The organism is Streptomyces sp. NPDC127197 (genome assembly GCF_042672405.1).
Classification (GTDB): Bacteria; Actinomycetota; Actinomycetes; order Streptomycetales; family Streptomycetaceae; genus Streptomyces; species Streptomyces flavusporus.
This window is the reverse complement of sequence record NZ_JBHXVG010000025.1, coordinates 56,247-71,972: the sequence shown is the minus strand read 5'-3', so window position 1 is coordinate 71,972 and position 15,726 is coordinate 56,247. Positions and strand designations below refer to the sequence as shown.

17 protein-coding genes are annotated in these 15,726 nt (G+C 68.7%); 12 read left to right on the top strand and 5 right to left on the bottom strand.

The features are described 5' to 3' along the window. Positions 1–47: 47 nt before the first annotated feature. From ACFVJQ_RS31545 to ACFVJQ_RS31520, 6 genes are all read left to right on the top strand, one after another. Positions 48–521, top strand: a complete 474-nt coding sequence (locus ACFVJQ_RS31545; RefSeq protein WP_385788954.1) for a MarR family winged helix-turn-helix transcriptional regulator — start codon at positions 48–50, stop codon at positions 519–521. 325 nt (positions 522–846) lie between these two features. Continuing rightward, positions 847–1,797, top strand: coding sequence for an NmrA family NAD(P)-binding protein (locus ACFVJQ_RS31540; RefSeq protein ID WP_385513872.1), 951 nt, complete (start codon positions 847–849; stop codon positions 1,795–1,797). 220 nt (positions 1,798–2,017) lie between these two features. After that, the gene (locus ACFVJQ_RS31535; RefSeq protein ID WP_385513873.1) at positions 2,018–2,485 is read left to right on the top strand and encodes a MarR family winged helix-turn-helix transcriptional regulator; all 468 of its coding nucleotides are present in this window, start codon (positions 2,018–2,020) and stop codon (positions 2,483–2,485) included. Positions 2,486–2,711: 226 nt separating this feature from the next. Further along, positions 2,712–2,915 carry a hypothetical protein gene (locus ACFVJQ_RS31530; RefSeq protein ID WP_385513874.1) on the top strand — a complete coding sequence of 68 codons (204 nt, stop codon included), beginning with the start codon at positions 2,712–2,714 and terminating at the stop codon, positions 2,913–2,915. Between the two features lie 119 nt (positions 2,916–3,034). Beyond that, positions 3,035–4,141, top strand: a complete 1,107-nt coding sequence (locus tag ACFVJQ_RS31525) for an LLM class flavin-dependent oxidoreductase (RefSeq protein WP_385788951.1) — start codon at positions 3,035–3,037, stop codon at positions 4,139–4,141. Between the two features lie 25 nt (positions 4,142–4,166). Then, a complete protein-coding gene (locus ACFVJQ_RS31520) occupies positions 4,167–4,601 on the top strand; it encodes a tetratricopeptide repeat protein (RefSeq protein ID WP_385513876.1) in 435 nt (144 codons plus the stop codon). Positions 4,602–4,685: 84 nt separating this feature from the next. Here ACFVJQ_RS31520 and ACFVJQ_RS31515 read toward each other — a convergent pair whose 3' ends face one another. The 3 genes from ACFVJQ_RS31515 to ACFVJQ_RS31505 form a co-directional block, all read right to left on the bottom strand. After that, positions 4,686–5,606, bottom strand: a complete 921-nt coding sequence (locus ACFVJQ_RS31515) for an NADP-dependent oxidoreductase (RefSeq protein ID WP_385788949.1) — start codon at positions 5,604–5,606, stop codon at positions 4,686–4,688. A gap of 421 nt (positions 5,607–6,027) precedes the next feature. After that, complete coding sequence (locus ACFVJQ_RS31510) at positions 6,028–6,444, bottom strand: SsgA family sporulation/cell division regulator (protein ID WP_385788947.1); 417 nt, start codon at positions 6,442–6,444, stop codon at positions 6,028–6,030. A gap of 128 nt (positions 6,445–6,572) precedes the next feature. After that, positions 6,573–7,022 (bottom strand): hypothetical protein, encoded by a 450-nt coding sequence (locus tag ACFVJQ_RS31505; protein WP_385788945.1) that lies wholly within the window; start codon positions 7,020–7,022, stop codon positions 6,573–6,575. 350 nt (positions 7,023–7,372) lie between these two features. On the opposite strand from ACFVJQ_RS31505, the gene ACFVJQ_RS31500 reads away from it, so the two are divergent. Continuing rightward, positions 7,373–7,906 (top strand): MarR family winged helix-turn-helix transcriptional regulator, encoded by a 534-nt coding sequence (locus tag ACFVJQ_RS31500; protein ID WP_385788943.1) that lies wholly within the window; start codon positions 7,373–7,375, stop codon positions 7,904–7,906. A gap of 299 nt (positions 7,907–8,205) precedes the next feature. Here ACFVJQ_RS31500 and ACFVJQ_RS31495 read toward each other — a convergent pair whose 3' ends face one another. After that, positions 8,206–9,240: a TrmB family transcriptional regulator gene (locus ACFVJQ_RS31495; RefSeq protein WP_385788941.1), complete on the bottom strand. Its 1,035-nt coding sequence runs from the start codon at positions 9,238–9,240 to the stop codon at positions 8,206–8,208. 238 nt (positions 9,241–9,478) lie between these two features. On the opposite strand from ACFVJQ_RS31495, the gene ACFVJQ_RS31490 reads away from it, so the two are divergent. Next, positions 9,479–9,949 (top strand): MarR family winged helix-turn-helix transcriptional regulator, encoded by a 471-nt coding sequence (locus ACFVJQ_RS31490; protein WP_385789025.1) that lies wholly within the window; start codon positions 9,479–9,481, stop codon positions 9,947–9,949. 273 nt (positions 9,950–10,222) lie between these two features. Further along, the gene (locus tag ACFVJQ_RS31485; protein ID WP_385513882.1) at positions 10,223–10,630 is read left to right on the top strand and encodes a hypothetical protein; all 408 of its coding nucleotides are present in this window, start codon (positions 10,223–10,225) and stop codon (positions 10,628–10,630) included. Between the two features lie 679 nt (positions 10,631–11,309). Here the strand turns inward: ACFVJQ_RS31485 and ACFVJQ_RS31480 are convergent. Next, the gene (locus ACFVJQ_RS31480) at positions 11,310–12,146 is read right to left on the bottom strand and encodes a helix-turn-helix domain-containing protein (protein WP_385788939.1); all 837 of its coding nucleotides are present in this window, start codon (positions 12,144–12,146) and stop codon (positions 11,310–11,312) included. A gap of 113 nt (positions 12,147–12,259) precedes the next feature. Between ACFVJQ_RS31480 and ACFVJQ_RS31475 the strand changes: the two genes are divergently transcribed. The 3 genes from ACFVJQ_RS31475 to ACFVJQ_RS31465 all read left to right on the top strand — a co-directional run bounded on the left by ACFVJQ_RS31475 (position 12,260) and on the right by ACFVJQ_RS31465 (position 15,679). Next, on the top strand, positions 12,260–12,856 hold the full coding sequence (locus ACFVJQ_RS31475; RefSeq protein ID WP_385788937.1) for an NADPH-dependent FMN reductase: 597 nt from the start codon (positions 12,260–12,262) through the stop codon (positions 12,854–12,856). 112 nt (positions 12,857–12,968) lie between these two features. Beyond that, complete coding sequence (gene nhaA / locus ACFVJQ_RS31470) at positions 12,969–14,861, top strand: Na+/H+ antiporter NhaA (RefSeq protein ID WP_385788935.1); 1,893 nt, start codon at positions 12,969–12,971, stop codon at positions 14,859–14,861. A gap of 38 nt (positions 14,862–14,899) precedes the next feature. Continuing rightward, positions 14,900–15,679, top strand: a complete 780-nt coding sequence (locus ACFVJQ_RS31465) for an SDR family NAD(P)-dependent oxidoreductase (RefSeq protein WP_385788933.1) — start codon at positions 14,900–14,902, stop codon at positions 15,677–15,679. The last annotated feature ends 47 nt before the right edge of the window (positions 15,680–15,726 follow it).

Below are 15,726 nucleotides of genomic sequence, written 5' to 3'. Positions count from 1 at the left end.
TCCTTGCCCTAATCTAATTGACGTGTCAACCGCAGGAGGACGAAGCGATGAACGAGCGACGCAAAGCACTGCCCACCACCGAGGAACTGCGGATCTGGCGCGACTTCATCGAAACGGCCGAGGCGCTCCGCTCGGAGCTCACGTCACGCCTACAGAGCGAGTCCGCCCTGTCGCCGGGCGACTACGCCGTGCTCCTGGCGCTGCAAGAAGCGGACGGGCGCCGGCTGCGCTCCTCCGAACTGGCCGCCGGCATCGGCTGGCAGCGCAGCCGCCTCTCGCACCACCTCGGTCGCATGGAACGGCGCGGGCTCATTCGGCGCGAAGAGTGTGCCACCGACAATCGAGGCGCCGAGGTGGTCCTGACACCGGAGGGCGCCGAAGCGTTCCGGCGTGCATCCCTTCCCCATCTGCGTGCCGTCCGTGAGCTGTTCATCAGTCCCCTCACGCCGGCCCAGCTCGCCGCGGCCGACCAGCTGGCGGCGGCACTTCGAACCCGTCTCGAGATGTTGCGCGACACCTGACGGCCCCCTGCGCCTCGACAGGGCGGGTCGCTCGATGACGACCCGCTCTGGAGCTCCGTACGGTCCGACGCCCGAACAGGGCGTCGAGCGGCACGGTCGCCCTCCTGCCGACCGGCTCCGCCGCGATCAGATTCCCGGTCCGCGTGCCCGCCGTCAGATCCGCAGCGGTCGGAGTCTCCTGAACGAGCTCCCACTCCTGCGAGCGCCGCGCACCGGTTCCCCCGGAGGTGATCATGACTCGATCGCATCATTGAGGTTGATACATCAACCGGCTCGCTGTATGGTTAAGTTGATGCGTCAACCACTTCGAACAGGGGCAGCTGCCATGAGCAACAAGCAGGTCATCGCGGTCGCTGGAGCAACTGGCGCACAGGGCGGCGGCACCGCACGGGCGATCCTCGCCGATCCGGATTCGGGCTTTACGGTACGCGCGCTCACCCGGAATCCCGCCTCGCCCGCCGCCAAGGAACTCGCCGCCCTCGGGGCCGAGGTCGTACGGGCGGACTACGACGACGAGCCGACCGTGCACAAGGCGTTGGAGGGTGCCTACGGCGCCTTCTTCGTCACCAACTTCTGGGCGCATGGCTCCGCGGCCAAGGAAACGGAAGAAATCAATGCCCTGGTCCGGGCCGCCGAGGCCGCGGGCCTGCGCCATGTGGTCTGGTCGACACTGGAAGACACCCGCGAACTACTGCCTCTGGACGACAGCCGGATGCCCGTCCTGCAGGACAAGTACAACGTGCCGCACTTCGACGCCAAGGGTGAGGGCAACGAACTGTTCAGGCAGGCCGGGGTGCCGACGACCTTCCTGAACACCACCTTTTTCTTCCAGGGTTTCGTGCAGGCCTTCGCCCCCAAGCGCGCCGAGGACGGCGTGCTGACGCTGACGATGCCGCTGGAGGACGGCAAGCTCCTCTCCGGGGTGGACGTGGCGGACATCGGCCGGACGGCTCACGCCATCCTCAAGGGCGGCGAGCAGTTCATCGGCAGCACCGTCGGCCTGGCCGGCGACCACCTGACCGGTGCGCAGTATGCGGAGAAGCTGGGGGCCGTGCTCGGCGAGCCGGTGCGCTTCCGGTCCGTGCCCTACGACGTCTTCCGCGCCCTCGACGTACCGGCGGCCGAGGAGATCGCCAACATGTTCCAGTACTACGGCGACTTCGACCAGGAGTTCACCGGCGCCCGCGATCTGAACCGTCTGCGGGAGATCAACCCGGCGCTCAAGGACTTCGACGCCTGGCTGGCCGAGAACGCTTCGAGGGTCGAGGTGAGCTGAGGAAGCGCGAGCGCGTCAAGGCCCGGATCGCTGACCCCGGGCCTTTTGGCGTGCCGGGCGGCGGTGCCTGTCCCACGTACAGGCCCGGAGGCGCGGCCCGGGACAGTCAGGGCAGGACAGGTCGCGCCGCGCCTCCGGGGTTGTGGCTGCCCCTCAGGTAAGCCGGGCGGCATCGGGGGCAGGAGGTTGGTGACCTGTCAACGACGATTACACTTTCTGCATGGAAGAGACGGTGCGGTGGTTGACGTCGGAGGAGCAGCACGCGTGGCGGAGCTTTGTCCGGTTGCATGAGAAGCTCGTGGGCCGGTTGTCACGCTTGTTGCAGACGGAGTCGAATCTTTCGGCTGCCGACTTCGGGGTGTTGGTCAATCTGACGGACGTGCCGGAGGGGCGGCAGCGTTATCAGGACCTGGCCCGGGCGCTGGAGTGGGAGAAGAGCCGGATGTCCCATCACATCGCGCGGATGGCCGGACGGGGGCTGGTGGTGCGCGAGGAGTGTCCCGAGGACGGCCGCGGCGCCTTCGTGGTGATAACGCCGGCGGGGCGTGCGGCGATCGAAGCGGCCGCTCCGCTCCATGTGGAGGCCGTGCGTTCGCTGTTCCTCGACCATGTCACTCCGGCGGAGCTGCGGACGCTGGCCCAGATCTCCGAGCGCGTGGTCGCGAAGCTGGAAGAAGACCAGTCCTGAGTCGGCTTGTCGGGCCGCCGCGAGGGCGGCCGGCTTCGATCCCGAGGTCGGCTCACCAGGCCCGCACTCAGGCCCATGTGCGCCTGGAGCCCTGCGGAGGCGTCGCCCTTGAGCAGCGCTTTGGGCGCACCCGCGGCCCACGCCACAAGGGCGAGCAGCACGCTGAGAACGGCGGCGGTGATGTACATCGGGTGGGTCCTTCCCTGCGGCCCGCCAGGCGGGTGTCGTGGGCCAGTGGTTGTGTCCGGAGGGCGGGCGCGGCGCGTTCGTGGTCATCACCGAGGCGGGGCGGGAAGTGATCGCGGAAGCCGCACCCCGTCACGCGAACGCCGTTCGCCGCCTGTTCATCGACCCCCTGGCTCCGGGGGAGCTCAGCACGCTCGCCTGCCTGGCGGACCGCATTGTCGAGCAACTGGAGAAGCAGGCCTGATCGTCGGGCCCGCTTCCCGTGGCCCGGACCGGCTGACGTGCGCGGCCGGAATACAGGTGTGCCGGGGTGCGTTGCAAGGCCATAGTTGATGTATCAACTGCATGGAAAGGCTGAGCACGATGCAGTTCGGCATCTTCACCGTCGGTGATGTCGCCACCGACCCGACCACGGGCCGTACGCCGACGGAGCACGAGCGGATCAAGGCGATGGTCGCCATCGCGCAGAAGGCCGAAGAGGTGGGCCTGGACGTCTTCGCGACCGGGGAGCACCACAATCGGCCGTTCGTGCCGTCGTCGCCGACCACGATGCTGGGCTGGATCGCGGCGCGTACCGAGCGGATCATCCTCTCCACGGCCACCACACTGATCACGACCAACGATCCGGTGAAGATCGCCGAGGACTTCACGATGCTCCAGCACCTGGCCGACGGACGGGTCGACCTGATGATGGGCCGCGGCAACACCGGCCCGGTCTATCCGTGGTTCGGCAAGGACATCCGCCAGGGCATCAACCTCGCCATCGAGAACTACGCCCTGCTGCACCGGTTGTGGCGGGAGGACGTGATCGACTGGGAGGGCCGGTTCCGCACCCCGCTGCAGGGTTTCACCTCCACACCCCGCCCGCTGGACGACGTGCCGCCGTTCGTCTGGCACGGCTCGATCCGTTCGCCGGAGATCGCCGAGCAGGCCGCGTACTACGGCGACGGCTTCTTCCACAACAACATCTTCTGGCCGAAGGAGCACACCCAGCGGATGATCGACCTGTACCGGGAGCGGTACGCGCACTACGGCCACGGCAGCCCCGAGCAGGCCATCGTCGGTCTCGGCGGGCAGGTCTACATGCGCCGCAACTCCCAGGACGCCATCCGCGAGTTCCGCCCGTTCTTCGACCACTCGCCGCAGATGGGCGGCGGCGTCTCCATGGAGGAGTACATGGAGCAGACGCCGCTGACCGTCGGTAGTCCGCAGGAGGTCATCGAGAAGACGCTCACCTTCCGCGAGCACTTCGGCGACTACCAGCGCCAGCTGTTCATCGTGGACGGCGGGGGAGTGCCGCAGAAGGCCGTACTCGAGCAGATCGACATGCTCGGCGAGGAGGTCGTACCGGTGCTGCGCAAGGAGTTCGCCAGGAACCGGCCGGCCGGCGTCCCCGACGCCCCTACCCACGCCTCGCTGCTCGCCGCCCGCCACACCGAGCGTGTGCAGTCCGCCGATCCGGTGGCCTGAGACCGTACGAAAGGGTTGAGGACCGATGACCGACAACTTCAACGACTACCCGGCGCACGACGGCGTCGCGCCCGACCGTTGGGCAAGCGCCCTGCACCTGTTCGACAACGGCGTCGGGGCGCCGCACGAGGAGACGACTCTCGAGCGCTGGGAGAGGGCCCAACTGCTCTTCGAGGCCAGGGACTACATCGGGGCCGCCAAGCTGCTCGCCGCCGTCGTCGAGGAGGTCCCTGAGCAGACCGGCCCCCGGCTCCTGCTGGCCCGCGCCTATTACCACTCCGCGCAACTGCGGCGCGCAGAGGAACAGTTGCGCAAGGTCATCGAGCGCGACCCGGTGGAGCACTACGCCCACCTGTTGCTGGGCCGCGCCCTGGAACGCCAAGGGCGCCACGACGAGGCGGCGCCCTGGCTGCGTATGGCTGCCGCCTTCACGGGCGAGCTCCCGGCAGATGACGACTGAGCGGCGCGGGCAGTGAATGCGTGGGAGGCGGGCATCGGTCAACCGGCGCCCGCCGCCCACGGCTCGTGATCTGCTCCCTCGCGCCTATTGGGGAAGGATTACGATCTTGCCGCGCACGTGGCCCGCACGGCTCGCGTCGAGCGCGTCGGCTGCCTCCGTGAGGCCATAGGTGCGCGAGATCGGAACGTGCAGGTGTCCCTCCTCCATGAGGTCCAGGATCTCGCGGAGGGCCGGCCTGCCGTTCCCACCCGCGCCGCCGGTGTGAATCCGGATCCCTGTCCCGGCGGCGTCGAAGGCGACGAGGGTCAGGACCCGGTCAGGGCCTCCGGCGAGCTCGATCGAGTCGGGGATCTCGCCGCGGCCGGAGGCATCGATCACCGCGTCGACGCCGTTCGGGGCGACGGCCCGCACACGTTCGACCAGTCCCTCGCCGTAGGTGACCGGTACGGCGCCGAAGTCGCGCAGTTGACCGTGGTTGCGCTCGCCGGCAGTGCCGATCACCCGCGCGCCGCGGGCCACGGCCAACTGCACCGCGAAGGTGCCCACGCCACCGGCGGCGGCATGGATCAGCACCGTCTCGCCCTCGCTCACCTTGAGCCGGTCGAGGACAGCCCAGGCGGTGCTGCCCGCGCCGGCGATACCGCCGGCCACGTGCCACGGCACACGGGCAGGCTTGGCGACCAGCGCCCTGGTGTCGGCAAGGGCGAACTGGGCGTAGGACGGAGTGAGCGACATCCCGAGCACCTCGTCGCCGACACCGAACTCGGTCACCCCTTCCCCGACCGCGTCCACCACGCCGGCCACGTCGGAACCGAGGCCTGCGGGCAGCTCAAGCGGAAACTGCTCGCGCATCCAGCCATGGAGGATCTTCCAGTCGACGGGGTTGACACCGGCCGCGCGGACGGCCAGCCGTACCTGCCCCGATCCCGGAGTCGGCGGTGGTACGTCCACGACGCGGAGCGCGTCGCTGGTGCCGTATTCCGAGAACTGCACTGCGAGGGACATGTGCTGGACTCCATCTTCGTCGGGAAGGTGAAAAGGGTTTGCCCGACGAGGCTAACAATAAGTTGATGCATCAACAACTGGAGGAGCTCAGGCCAGTTTGAGCTTCTCCAGTTCCGCTCGGCGCCAGGCGTCCTCCCTCGTGATCGCCCCCTGCGGGGACGCCAAGTCGAGGCACAGCTCGGCAGTCGGACCGCCTGGCGGAAGGCCTCGTCGTCCCAGGCGTTCGTCGTGGTGGGCAGGATCCAGACGGGCGGGGGAGGGCCGGTGGGTGAACAGTTCCGGATGTCGTCGTTTGAGCTGGGCGTAGGCCCGGAGGCGTGCAGTACGCCGACGTTGAAGGATGTTCATGAGTGCCTCGGCAGAATGGAAGTACGCCGAGCGCGGGGCTGTCGGGGACGCACTCGTCTGGAGCTCAGCGCCCTCAGGCCGTGCCGGGCAGGAGTCGCGACAGTTCGGCGTCCCAGTCGAAGCCGTCGGCTTCATGGCCGGCCGGTACCACGCAGTATGTGCGCTGAAGCCACTGCGCCACCTGGGGGAGTGGAGCAGTCAGCCGTGCAGCCCCGTGGGGGGAGGACAGGGCAAGGTGCAGCTCGGCGTCGGGCCCGGATCCCTTCGGCCAGACGCGCACGTCCCCTTGCCCGCTCGGCCGGAAGAGACCCTCGGCCAGAAGGTCGCGGGCCAAGATCCATGTGACTGGGCGGTCGGTGTCGGGGTGGAAGACGATGTGCACGGCAAAGGGGTCGTGCGCTTCGTACGACAGGCGGGTTGGCACCGCGATCCGCTCGTCAGGCGCGAGCGCGAGCCCCATGTACAGCATTTGATCTACGTAGTCGGCCATGGCTCACTTGGCTCCTCGGCAGCCTGGGGCGCCGGCTGCACCACTGCGCCACGGCAGCAGTGCAGCCAACGGTCAAGGGGGACGGGGCCGGGCCGGTGCGCAGCACGCCCGGCCCGGGCCTCCGATGGTCAGCGGAAGATGCGGCGGTCGAAGTCGTGGGCATCGCCGATCACGATGCCCCAGGTACCGTGGCTCCACTTGTAGAAGCGGTGACCGTCGTAGCGGTAGCGCTGGCCCTGCTCACTGCAGTACCAGTTCTTGCCGCTGTGGTGCCACGTGCGGTGACCGTCCCAGCGGCTTGTCCCGGCTTGTCCCGGCTTGTCCCGGCTGTCCCGGCGGTCGTAGCGGTTGCGGTCGTGGCGCTTGCGGTCACTGCGGTTGTCATCGCGGTGGTCGTCGTAGCGCGAACTGCTCGAGGAGTGAGACGAACTCGAGGACTGGGAGATGGTAACCGCCGTGCGCTCAGCGCCCTGGCCCGACGACGCCGAGGCGGTGCCGCCCGCTGCGAGGAGGGTGCCCACCGCGACGGAGAGCGTGACGGCCGTGGTGGCGGCCCGCTGCCTGAGGACGTGACTCATGATCATTCTCCTTGGTCTGCTCCGGAGCCATGGAATGGAAGGCTCCGTTTGATGGGCGTGGGTTGCTCCGGTGCTCGTGGCACTGATGGGGTCCCATGCCCTGCCGCCGGCGTCCGTCAAGGGGCGGCGGCCTCCTGTGCCCCCAATGGGAGGGGCCTTCTTCCGGCGGGATCGGTTCCGGTCTGTCCGGCTCGGGGCTGTTGCCGCGATCGGGGATCGCGGCGAGAGCATCTCAACGAGCCCGCTAGTAGTTGATGCCTCAACTGGAACCTAGGTTCACTCATGCAGAGGGTCAAGCGGATGTGGGCCCATCACTTGATGTATCAACTATCTTGGCTAGTATGAACTGCATGGACAACGACACGAAGCTCCATCGGACGGAGGTGGGTCCTCAGCAACCCCGCTGGCTGACGAGCGGGGAACAGGACGCCTGGCTGTCGCTCGCTGCCGTGATGGTCAAACTGCCGGCAGCCCTGGACGCGCAATTGCAGCGCGACGCCGGTATCACCTTCTTCGAGTACCTCGTCCTCGCCGGGCTGTCCGAAGCGCCCGATCGCACACGGAGGATGAGTGACCTCGCCGTCCTCACCAACGCCTCCCTGTCCCGGCTGTCCCATGTGGTCAAGCGGCTTGAACGGCGCGGCTGGGTGCGCCGCGAGCCATGCCCCGAGGACGGGCGCTCCACCAACGCCATCCTCACCGAGGCCGGCTGGGCCAAGACGGTGGCCACTGCTCCCGGTCACGTCGAAGTGGTACGGCGACTCGTCATCGATGCCCTCGCCGCTCCGCAGCTCCGTCACCTGACGGGCATCGGCCATCGGATCCTGCGCCGCCTCGACCCGGACATCCCCTGTCCCACGGAAATTCCGCGCAGGGCCAAGTGATCAGCTGCCAGGCCTCTCTGTCCGCCTGAGCCAATCAAGATCGGACCCTGCGAAACCTGGGTGCCTTGGCGGTCTGTCCCTGAGGGAGACCGCCAAGGAGCGGGCCCGACGGCCAAGTCGGCCGACTGGTCCACGGGACATCGCCTGCTGCCCGGGTCCGTCCATCCGTCCACCCGCCTACTCCGCGCCCAGTGTGGGACGCGAGGGCTCGGTTAGCCCGGTCGACCAAAAGTGGTTGACATATCAAAAGAGCAAACAAATGATGTGGCTGTTGATGCGTCAACCAAATCAACCGTTGATCAGGAGGAGGCTGCCGTGAACCCATCCATCCCCGTGAGGGGCGGCCAGTCCCCGTCGCACAGCACGGCGGAGCAGCAGGTCAAGGGCGTCATACCGCTCTGGTAGGCAGCCGGGGTGTACGGCCTCGACCCCACCCCGGCACACTGCAAGCCCGGCGGACGCGGCACGGCTCTTGCTGTCGGAGCGATCCGGTGAGTTCCGTAACCGCCTGCGCATCGCGAAGAGTGAGAGTGCCGCGGAGCCTGCGGCGCGGAGCGGTGGGCGTGGCGGTGACCGTGCTTGCGTACGTCGTGCTCCTCGTGATGTCCGCAGGTGAGGAATCCTTCCTCGGCGTCGGTCCGATGTCTTCCGGTGCCGAACGCCTCAGCCCCCATGCGGCTGCCGTGGCGGACAGCGCGGCGGCGTTCGGACACGACGCAGCGCAGGTTCTCGACTCGATCCACACCATGGCTCAGTGGCCCTTGATGGCTCTGACCCTGGGCTGGCTGGTCCGCCGGGACCAGACCCTTTTCCATGCCGCCGGTGTCGTCGAAGAAGGCCTGCTCGTACAGGACCCGGTAGCTTACGCCGCGCGCCAGGGCGTCGAACTCGGCCTGGTTCGTGCCGGACGGCATGGCGACGTACTGCGCCCTGCAGAACCACAGCATCTCTTCGCGGGCGCTGTCCTGAACCTGCCGCAGCCGCTGGCGCAGCGCCCCGGCCCCGGTGACGAACTCGACCACCTCACCCGCGTCGCGGATCCAGGCGTTGCGCCGGTAGGTCTCCATCAGTTCGGACACGGCCGAGCGGGCCTTGCCGAGCTCGTCGGCGCGGCGTTCGAGCCGCGGCAGCAGGGTCACGTCGGGCGGGTTGGCGGCGAACCGTCCCGAGGCCCCCTCCACCCTGCGGGCCAGCCCCTTCTCCTCCAGCGCGCCGAGCAACCGCTCGGCGGTCCGGGTGTCGAGCCCCGTCGCCGTGGACACCTCGCCCGCCGACGCCGTGACGGCGACGACCAGCGCACGGTACACATCCGTCTCGGCGACCGACAGCCCCACCGACTCCAGTATGTTTCCCTCCCCAGCCCCTTGCCGAAGTCACCATCGAGGAGATCGCCCGTTCCGCGGAGTGGCGAACGAACTGCTGTCGCACCACTTCAACGGCAACGGCGGACTCTACGCCGAGGCTGTACGGGAGGTCGACCACTGGCTTCCATCGATGGAGTCCAATCATTTGGACTCATCAACCCTTCACAGCGTGTGACCGTTGCCGCTTTGATACGATGGTTGTGTGATCATGAACGCGGACCTGGCCGACACCCTGGAAACCGACCCCCTCGACCGGCTCGGCTTCTTGCTGGCCCGGCACGGCGCCATCGCCACCAGCCGGATGGAGCACGCCTTTGCACAGTGCGGACTGACACCCCGCCAGGGTGCGACGCTGCTCCTGCTCGGCCGGTCGGGCAACATGAGCCAGCAGGGCGTCGCAGGGGCTCTCGAGGTGGATCCGAGTGTTCTGTGCGGCATCCTCAACGACCTGGAGTCCACCCAGTTCGTCGAACGCCGTCGCGATCCGGCCGACCGGCGCCGTCACATCGTCGCGATCACCGAGGAAGGCAGCCGCGTCCTGGCCGAGGCCCAGGAGGCCATCGAGAAGGTGGAACGGGAGCTGTTCGCGGATCTCACCGCCGAGGAGCTCGGAACGCTGCGGGACCTGCTGAGCCGGGTCAGGACCTCCAAGGGCGACATCGCCTGCACCGAGCGCTGATCCGCCGGCCGCCACGAGACGGCAGGGTCGGCGCCGATCCCACACCCCAGGAACCAGTGCGGTTCCTGGGGTGTTTGTGTTTGGCGCACCCGCCCCACCCTCATCATGCGAATGAGTCGACGGTCACACCTCCACAATCATTGATGACCTTCAATGATTTGCTAGTGTCAACGCATGACGGCGATCAGTCGTACAGCGGCCACCGTCGCACGGCGTATCGCGTCGAACCATTCGCGCCCGCTCGATCAGCGGGCAACGCAAGGAGGCACCACCATGAAGCAGTTCACGCACCGACTCGCGACCGCAGCCGCCACTCTCACGGTCGCCGGCAGCGCACTCATCGCCGTCGGGAACCCCGCCGCGGCAGCCACCCCCACCGCCGACCGGCACAGCCACACCGGCGCCGTCGCCCGCGTCGCGACCGACCACAGCGACCGCGATCGGCCGCGCACGGACGTGCGTCGTGACTGGCGCAGCGACCGGGATCACCGGGATTACCTGTACTGGCGCGCCAGTGACGACGGACGCCAGCTGCGCTACGACGGCCGCCACGTCCACCAGCGGGTGGACGGACGGTGGATCGTCCTCACCCCGGCGGGCGAGCGCGCATACGGCTTCGACCGCTGGTACTTCGACCAGCTCTGGGACAGCTACGCCGCCTCGAGCCGTTCCGGCATCTGAGCGGGCCGGCCGGGCCCATCCGACTCGGCTCGAGGCTCGATCGCGCCGGACTCACATCGGCTCAGACGCTTCACCCTCGTGACCGCACCATCCGGCACTCCGTGCCAACGCCCCACCCGGAGAGCATCATGCAGCAAACCGCCCCCTTCATCACTGTGTTTCGGCGCCTCTGGCCGACCAACGGACTTGGTTCCGGCCGACACCGTGGAGAGCCCGCAGTCGAGCATGGCCCCGCCCTGGACCTGCCCGGGCCAGGCCGCCATCGCCGCACCGAGGCCAGTGCAGCGCTGACGAGACGATGACTGGCCCGTTCGGGGCACGGCCGGCCGCGGCGGGCACTGACCTGCGGCCCGCATTCCGGGCGGCGGCTCCTGTGAACCCTCTGGGCCGGGAGTCGCTGCACCCGCAAACGCCTGCGGCCTGAGCATGAGCGGCCAGGTTGCAGGAGGCCGCCGGGCAAGGGACGGCACCGGCGGCGAACCAGCGGACGTGAGGCGCCTGGGGAGGCAACTCGCGTCCCGCCGTGGGGCGGCATCCATCGGTCATGTGGGTGACCGAGCGATACACGGGCGGATGCCGCCCCCATCGGCGACGGGCTGCCTCGGCCGGCTCTTCCGGTTGACCGGACTCGAGGTGCTCCGCGCCGAACAACGACCTGTCCGGCCTTCCCAGGGCGTATTTACGAGATGGCCCGGAGCCGGCCGTGGGGCCGGCCGCGGAGTTGGTCGACGGCCTGGGCCGTCCTGTCGTCTGCGGGAAGGAAGACGACCAGTTGCTGGGCATCCGAGGAGAGTTCGAGCGTCTCGCGGAGCAGTTGCAGTTCGCACCCGGACGGGTGGTTGAGGCGGAGAGCTCCACGTCGCGGAACCTCGTGACGGTTCAGCCGGCGTGTGAAGTCGGGGCCGGCGACGGGCGCGAGTTCTGTGGTGAACCACTCGGAGTTCTCGACCGATGGTGCAAGCCACAGGTCGAAGGCCTGCTCGTCCGCGACGTCATCCCAGTCGGCGAAGAACGTCCGGGCGCGGGGATCGGTGAAAACGTAGCGGGTGAGGTTCGGGGTCTCGGAGTCGAGCAGACCGGTTCCGCTCGTCACCGACTCGTAGCCGCTGGTGTGGGCGAGGACGTCGCCCAGCCGGTTGGTCACCATGGCGATCCCGGGTTCGAGGAGGCGGAGTGTCTCCAGGACCGACGGGCGGACGTCGCGGCGCGGTGGTGCCAGCCGGGTGTGAGCGGAACATTCGCCGCCAGTGATCTTCGCGAGGTAGCGCAGGTGGTTGCGCTCCGAGGGGTCGAGGCTGAGCGCATCGGCAAGGGCGTTCACCACCGCGATCGAGGGATTGCGGTCACGGCCCTGTTCTATACGGGTCAGGTATTCGACGCTGATGCCGGCCCGCGCGGCGAGATCCGAGCGTCGCAGACCCGGTGACCGGCGGCGGCCGTGAACGGGCAGTCCCAGCGATTCCGGCTGGATGCTGTCGCGCTTGGCCCGGATGAAGTCCCCCAACGGCGTACCCATGCCTGGAGCATAAAGGTGCTGCCCGCTGATCGAGGACTGCTCAGGCTGGCCCTGCGGGGGCCAGCCTGAGCACGGTCTGGTTGGCGCCACGGTGCGGCCCGATCGTGGTGGTCATGGAGAAGAACAAGTCCAAGCTGGTGATCATCGTCGGAAGCGTCCGGGAAGGACGGTTCGGACCGGTTGTAGCCTCGTGGGTCGCCGAACAGGCCGGCATGCACGGTGGTTTCGATGCGGACGTCGTCGATCTGGCCGAGATCGACATCCCGTTGGCGCTGCCTGCGGCACCGCCGAAGTTCGCCGGCGACGGTTACCCCCGTCCGGCCGGGATGGCGGCACTGACGTCGGCTCTTGAGGGCGCTGATGCGTTCATCGTGATCACGCCGGAGTACAACCACAGCTATCCCGCGTCGTTGAAGGCGGCCATCGACTGGCACTTCACCCAGTGGACCGCCAAGCCCGTCGCCTTCGTCAGCTACGGCGGTGCAGCCGGTGGCCGGCACGCGGTGCTGCACCTGGAGAACGTGCTGACCGAGTTGCACGCGGTGACGATTCGCGATCATCTCGCCTTCCCGAACTACTTCACGGCGTGGCAGGACGGCCGTCCCCTCGACCCTGAGGTCCCCGGCTACGCCAAAACGATGCTCGACCAGTTGCACTGGTGGGCGGCCGCGCTCCGGTCGGCCCGCAACGCCGCTCCCTACCCGGCGTGAGCGCGGCGACGATGGAGTAGTCGCCTCCCGGATGTGACACCGTGATGAGGGAGGCTTGTGTCCGTCCCGGTTCCACGAGCCTCCGTATCCCTCGTCGAATGAGCGTCCGAGTATGTCCTTGCCCGCCGGCGACTACAGGGGACAGTCCGCGTGCAGCAGCGGCTCGCCCTCACCACTGCGCGACTTCCTGCGGACCGAGACCGGAAGCGCCGCGGTGCTGGTGGCGGCAGCATTCGCGGCGCTGGTCTGGGCCAACGTGGCGCCTGCGGGGTACGAGTCGTTCTGGCGGACCCACCTGTCCGTGGAGCTCGGCTCGTACGGGATTTCCCTCGAACTGCGCGAGTGGGTCAACAGCGGACTGATGGCGCTGTTCTTCTTCGTCGTCGGTCTGGAGGCGCGCCGTGAGTTCGACATGGGCGAACTGCGCGACCGCAGGCGGCTCGCGCTGCCGGTGGCGGCGGGAGTCAGCGGCATGCTCGTACCGATCGCCCTCTACCTGGCGATCAACGCGGACCACGGCACGATGCAGGGGTGGGGCGCCGCCATGTCCACCGACACGGCCTTCGCCCTGGGGATGCTGGCCGTGGTCGGGCGCCGTATGCCGCAGGGGCTGCGGGTCTTCATCCTCACCCTCACGGTGGTCGACGACTTCCTGGCCCTGGGTGTGATCGCCGTCGCCTACAGCGATCGCATCGTTGTGCCGCCGCTTCTGCTCGCGGTCGGCGTCTTCGCCGTGGTCCTGGCGCTCCGGCGGTTCCGACTGCGCCGAGGCATCGTGTACGCGCTGCTGGCGCTCGTCGGGTGGGGCGCACTGCTCGAGTCCGGTGTGGACCCGGTGGTCATCGGACTGGCCATGGGGCTGCTGACGTACGCCTACCCCGCGTCGCGCTCCGACCTGGAACACGCGACCGGACTGTTCCGGCTCTTCCGCGAGCAGCCCACCCCCGAACTGGAGCGGTTGGTACGTGAGGGAATCGCCACGGCCATCTCGCCGAACGACCGGCTGCAACGCATGTTCCACCCCTGGACGAGCCATGTCGTCGTACCGCTCTTCGCTCTGGCCAACGCCGGCATCCCGATCAGCGGCGACCAGCTCGCGCGGGCCTTCACCTCACCCGTCACTCTCGGCATCCTGCTCGGATACGTCCTGGGCAAACCGATCGGCATCGTGGGCGCGGCGGGACTGACGATTCTGCTGGGCCGGGGGAGGATCCGGCTTCCGGTCGGCTGGGGAGCCCTGGTCGCGGGCGGGACCCTGGCCGGAGTCGGGTTCACGGTCTCCCTGCTCATCGCGACCCTTGCCTTCGACGGCACCCGGCTGGCGGACGCCAAGATCGGCATTCTGAGTGCCGTGCTCGGTTCCTTCGTGCTCAGCAGGCTCGTCACGGGCGTCATCGGCTTGCTGCCGCGAGAGGCGCAACTACGGGCGCTGGTGGGGAAGGCGGACGCGATCGTCGATCTCGCCGTGGCCGTGGCCCCCGACCGGGACCACGTGCGAGGGCCTCGCCACGCCCCGGTGACCCTGGTGGAGTACGGCGACTACGAGTGTCCCCACTGTGGGCAGGCGGAACCGGTCATTCGCGAGCTGCTCGGCGACTTCGGGGACGTGCGCTATGTGTGGCGGCACCTGCCGCTCACCGATGTCCACGTGCACGCCCAGCTCGCCGCCGAGGCCGCCGAAGCGGCCGATCTGCAAGGCCGGTTCTGGGAGATGCACGACCTGCTGATCAGCCACCAGGGCGCGCTCCGGTTCGACGACCTGCGAGGATACGCGGCCGACAGCGGACTGGACATCGTGCGCTTCGAGCGGGACATGCGGTCCCGCGCGGGTGCGTCGCGGGTCGCTGAGGACGCGGAATCGGCGGAACTCAGCAGCGTCGCGGGAACTCCCACCTTCTTCGTCAACGGACGCCGGCACCACGGCGCCTACGACATCGCCGGCCTGTCCGCGGCCGTGCGGGCGGCACGTGCACACGCTGTCGTTGTCGCAGAGAGGACGCGGTGATCTGCCTGGGATCAGGGGGCTGCCTTAGGGTGCCCGGCATGACGACGCAGGGATACCTCTCGGAGCTGTTCTCGCTGGACGGACGCATCGCCGTGGTGACCGGCGGCAGTTCGGGGATCGGCCGGGCCGTCGCCGGTGCGCTGGCCCGGGCGGGCGCGGCCGTGGTGGTCGTGGCGCGCAAGGAGGAGCAGCTCGCCGCCACGGTGGACGAGCTGACCGCGGACGGCTGCCGGGCCGCGTGGGTGAGCGGCGACCTGAGCACCCGGGAGGGCGTGCGGGAGGTGGCGGAGAAGGCCGTCGAGCCGTTCGGTGAGCCGGACATCCTCGTCAACTCCGCCGGCATCAACCTGCGGCCCCCCATGGGCGAGCTCGGCGACGCCACATGGGATGTCACCATGGCGGTGAACCTGGAGGCGCCCTTCTTGCTCGGGCAGCGCTTCGGCCCCGGCATGGCGGAGCGCGGCTACGGGCGGATCATCCACATCACCTCGCAGCAGGCGCACCGCGCCTTCGTGCAGAGCGGGGCGTACGGAGTGTCGAAGGGCGGCCTGGAGTCGCTGGCCCGTTCGCAGGCCGAGGCGTGGTCGCCGCACGGCGTGACCTGCAACACCCTGGTGCCGGGCTTCGTCATGACGCCCCTGAACCAGCGGCTGTCCTCCGACCCGGAGAAGGTCTCCGTCCTCGCCGCCCGCACACTGGTCGGCCGCAACGGTCTGGCCGAGGACTTCGCGGGCGCGGCGGTCTTCCTGGCGAGCCCGGCGTCGGCGTACGTCACCGGGCACTCCCTCTTCGTGGACGGCGGCTTCTCGGTGCACTGAGACCGCGATCACGACCTGGTATTGGCCGGAAAGCCAAAGCACCCCTC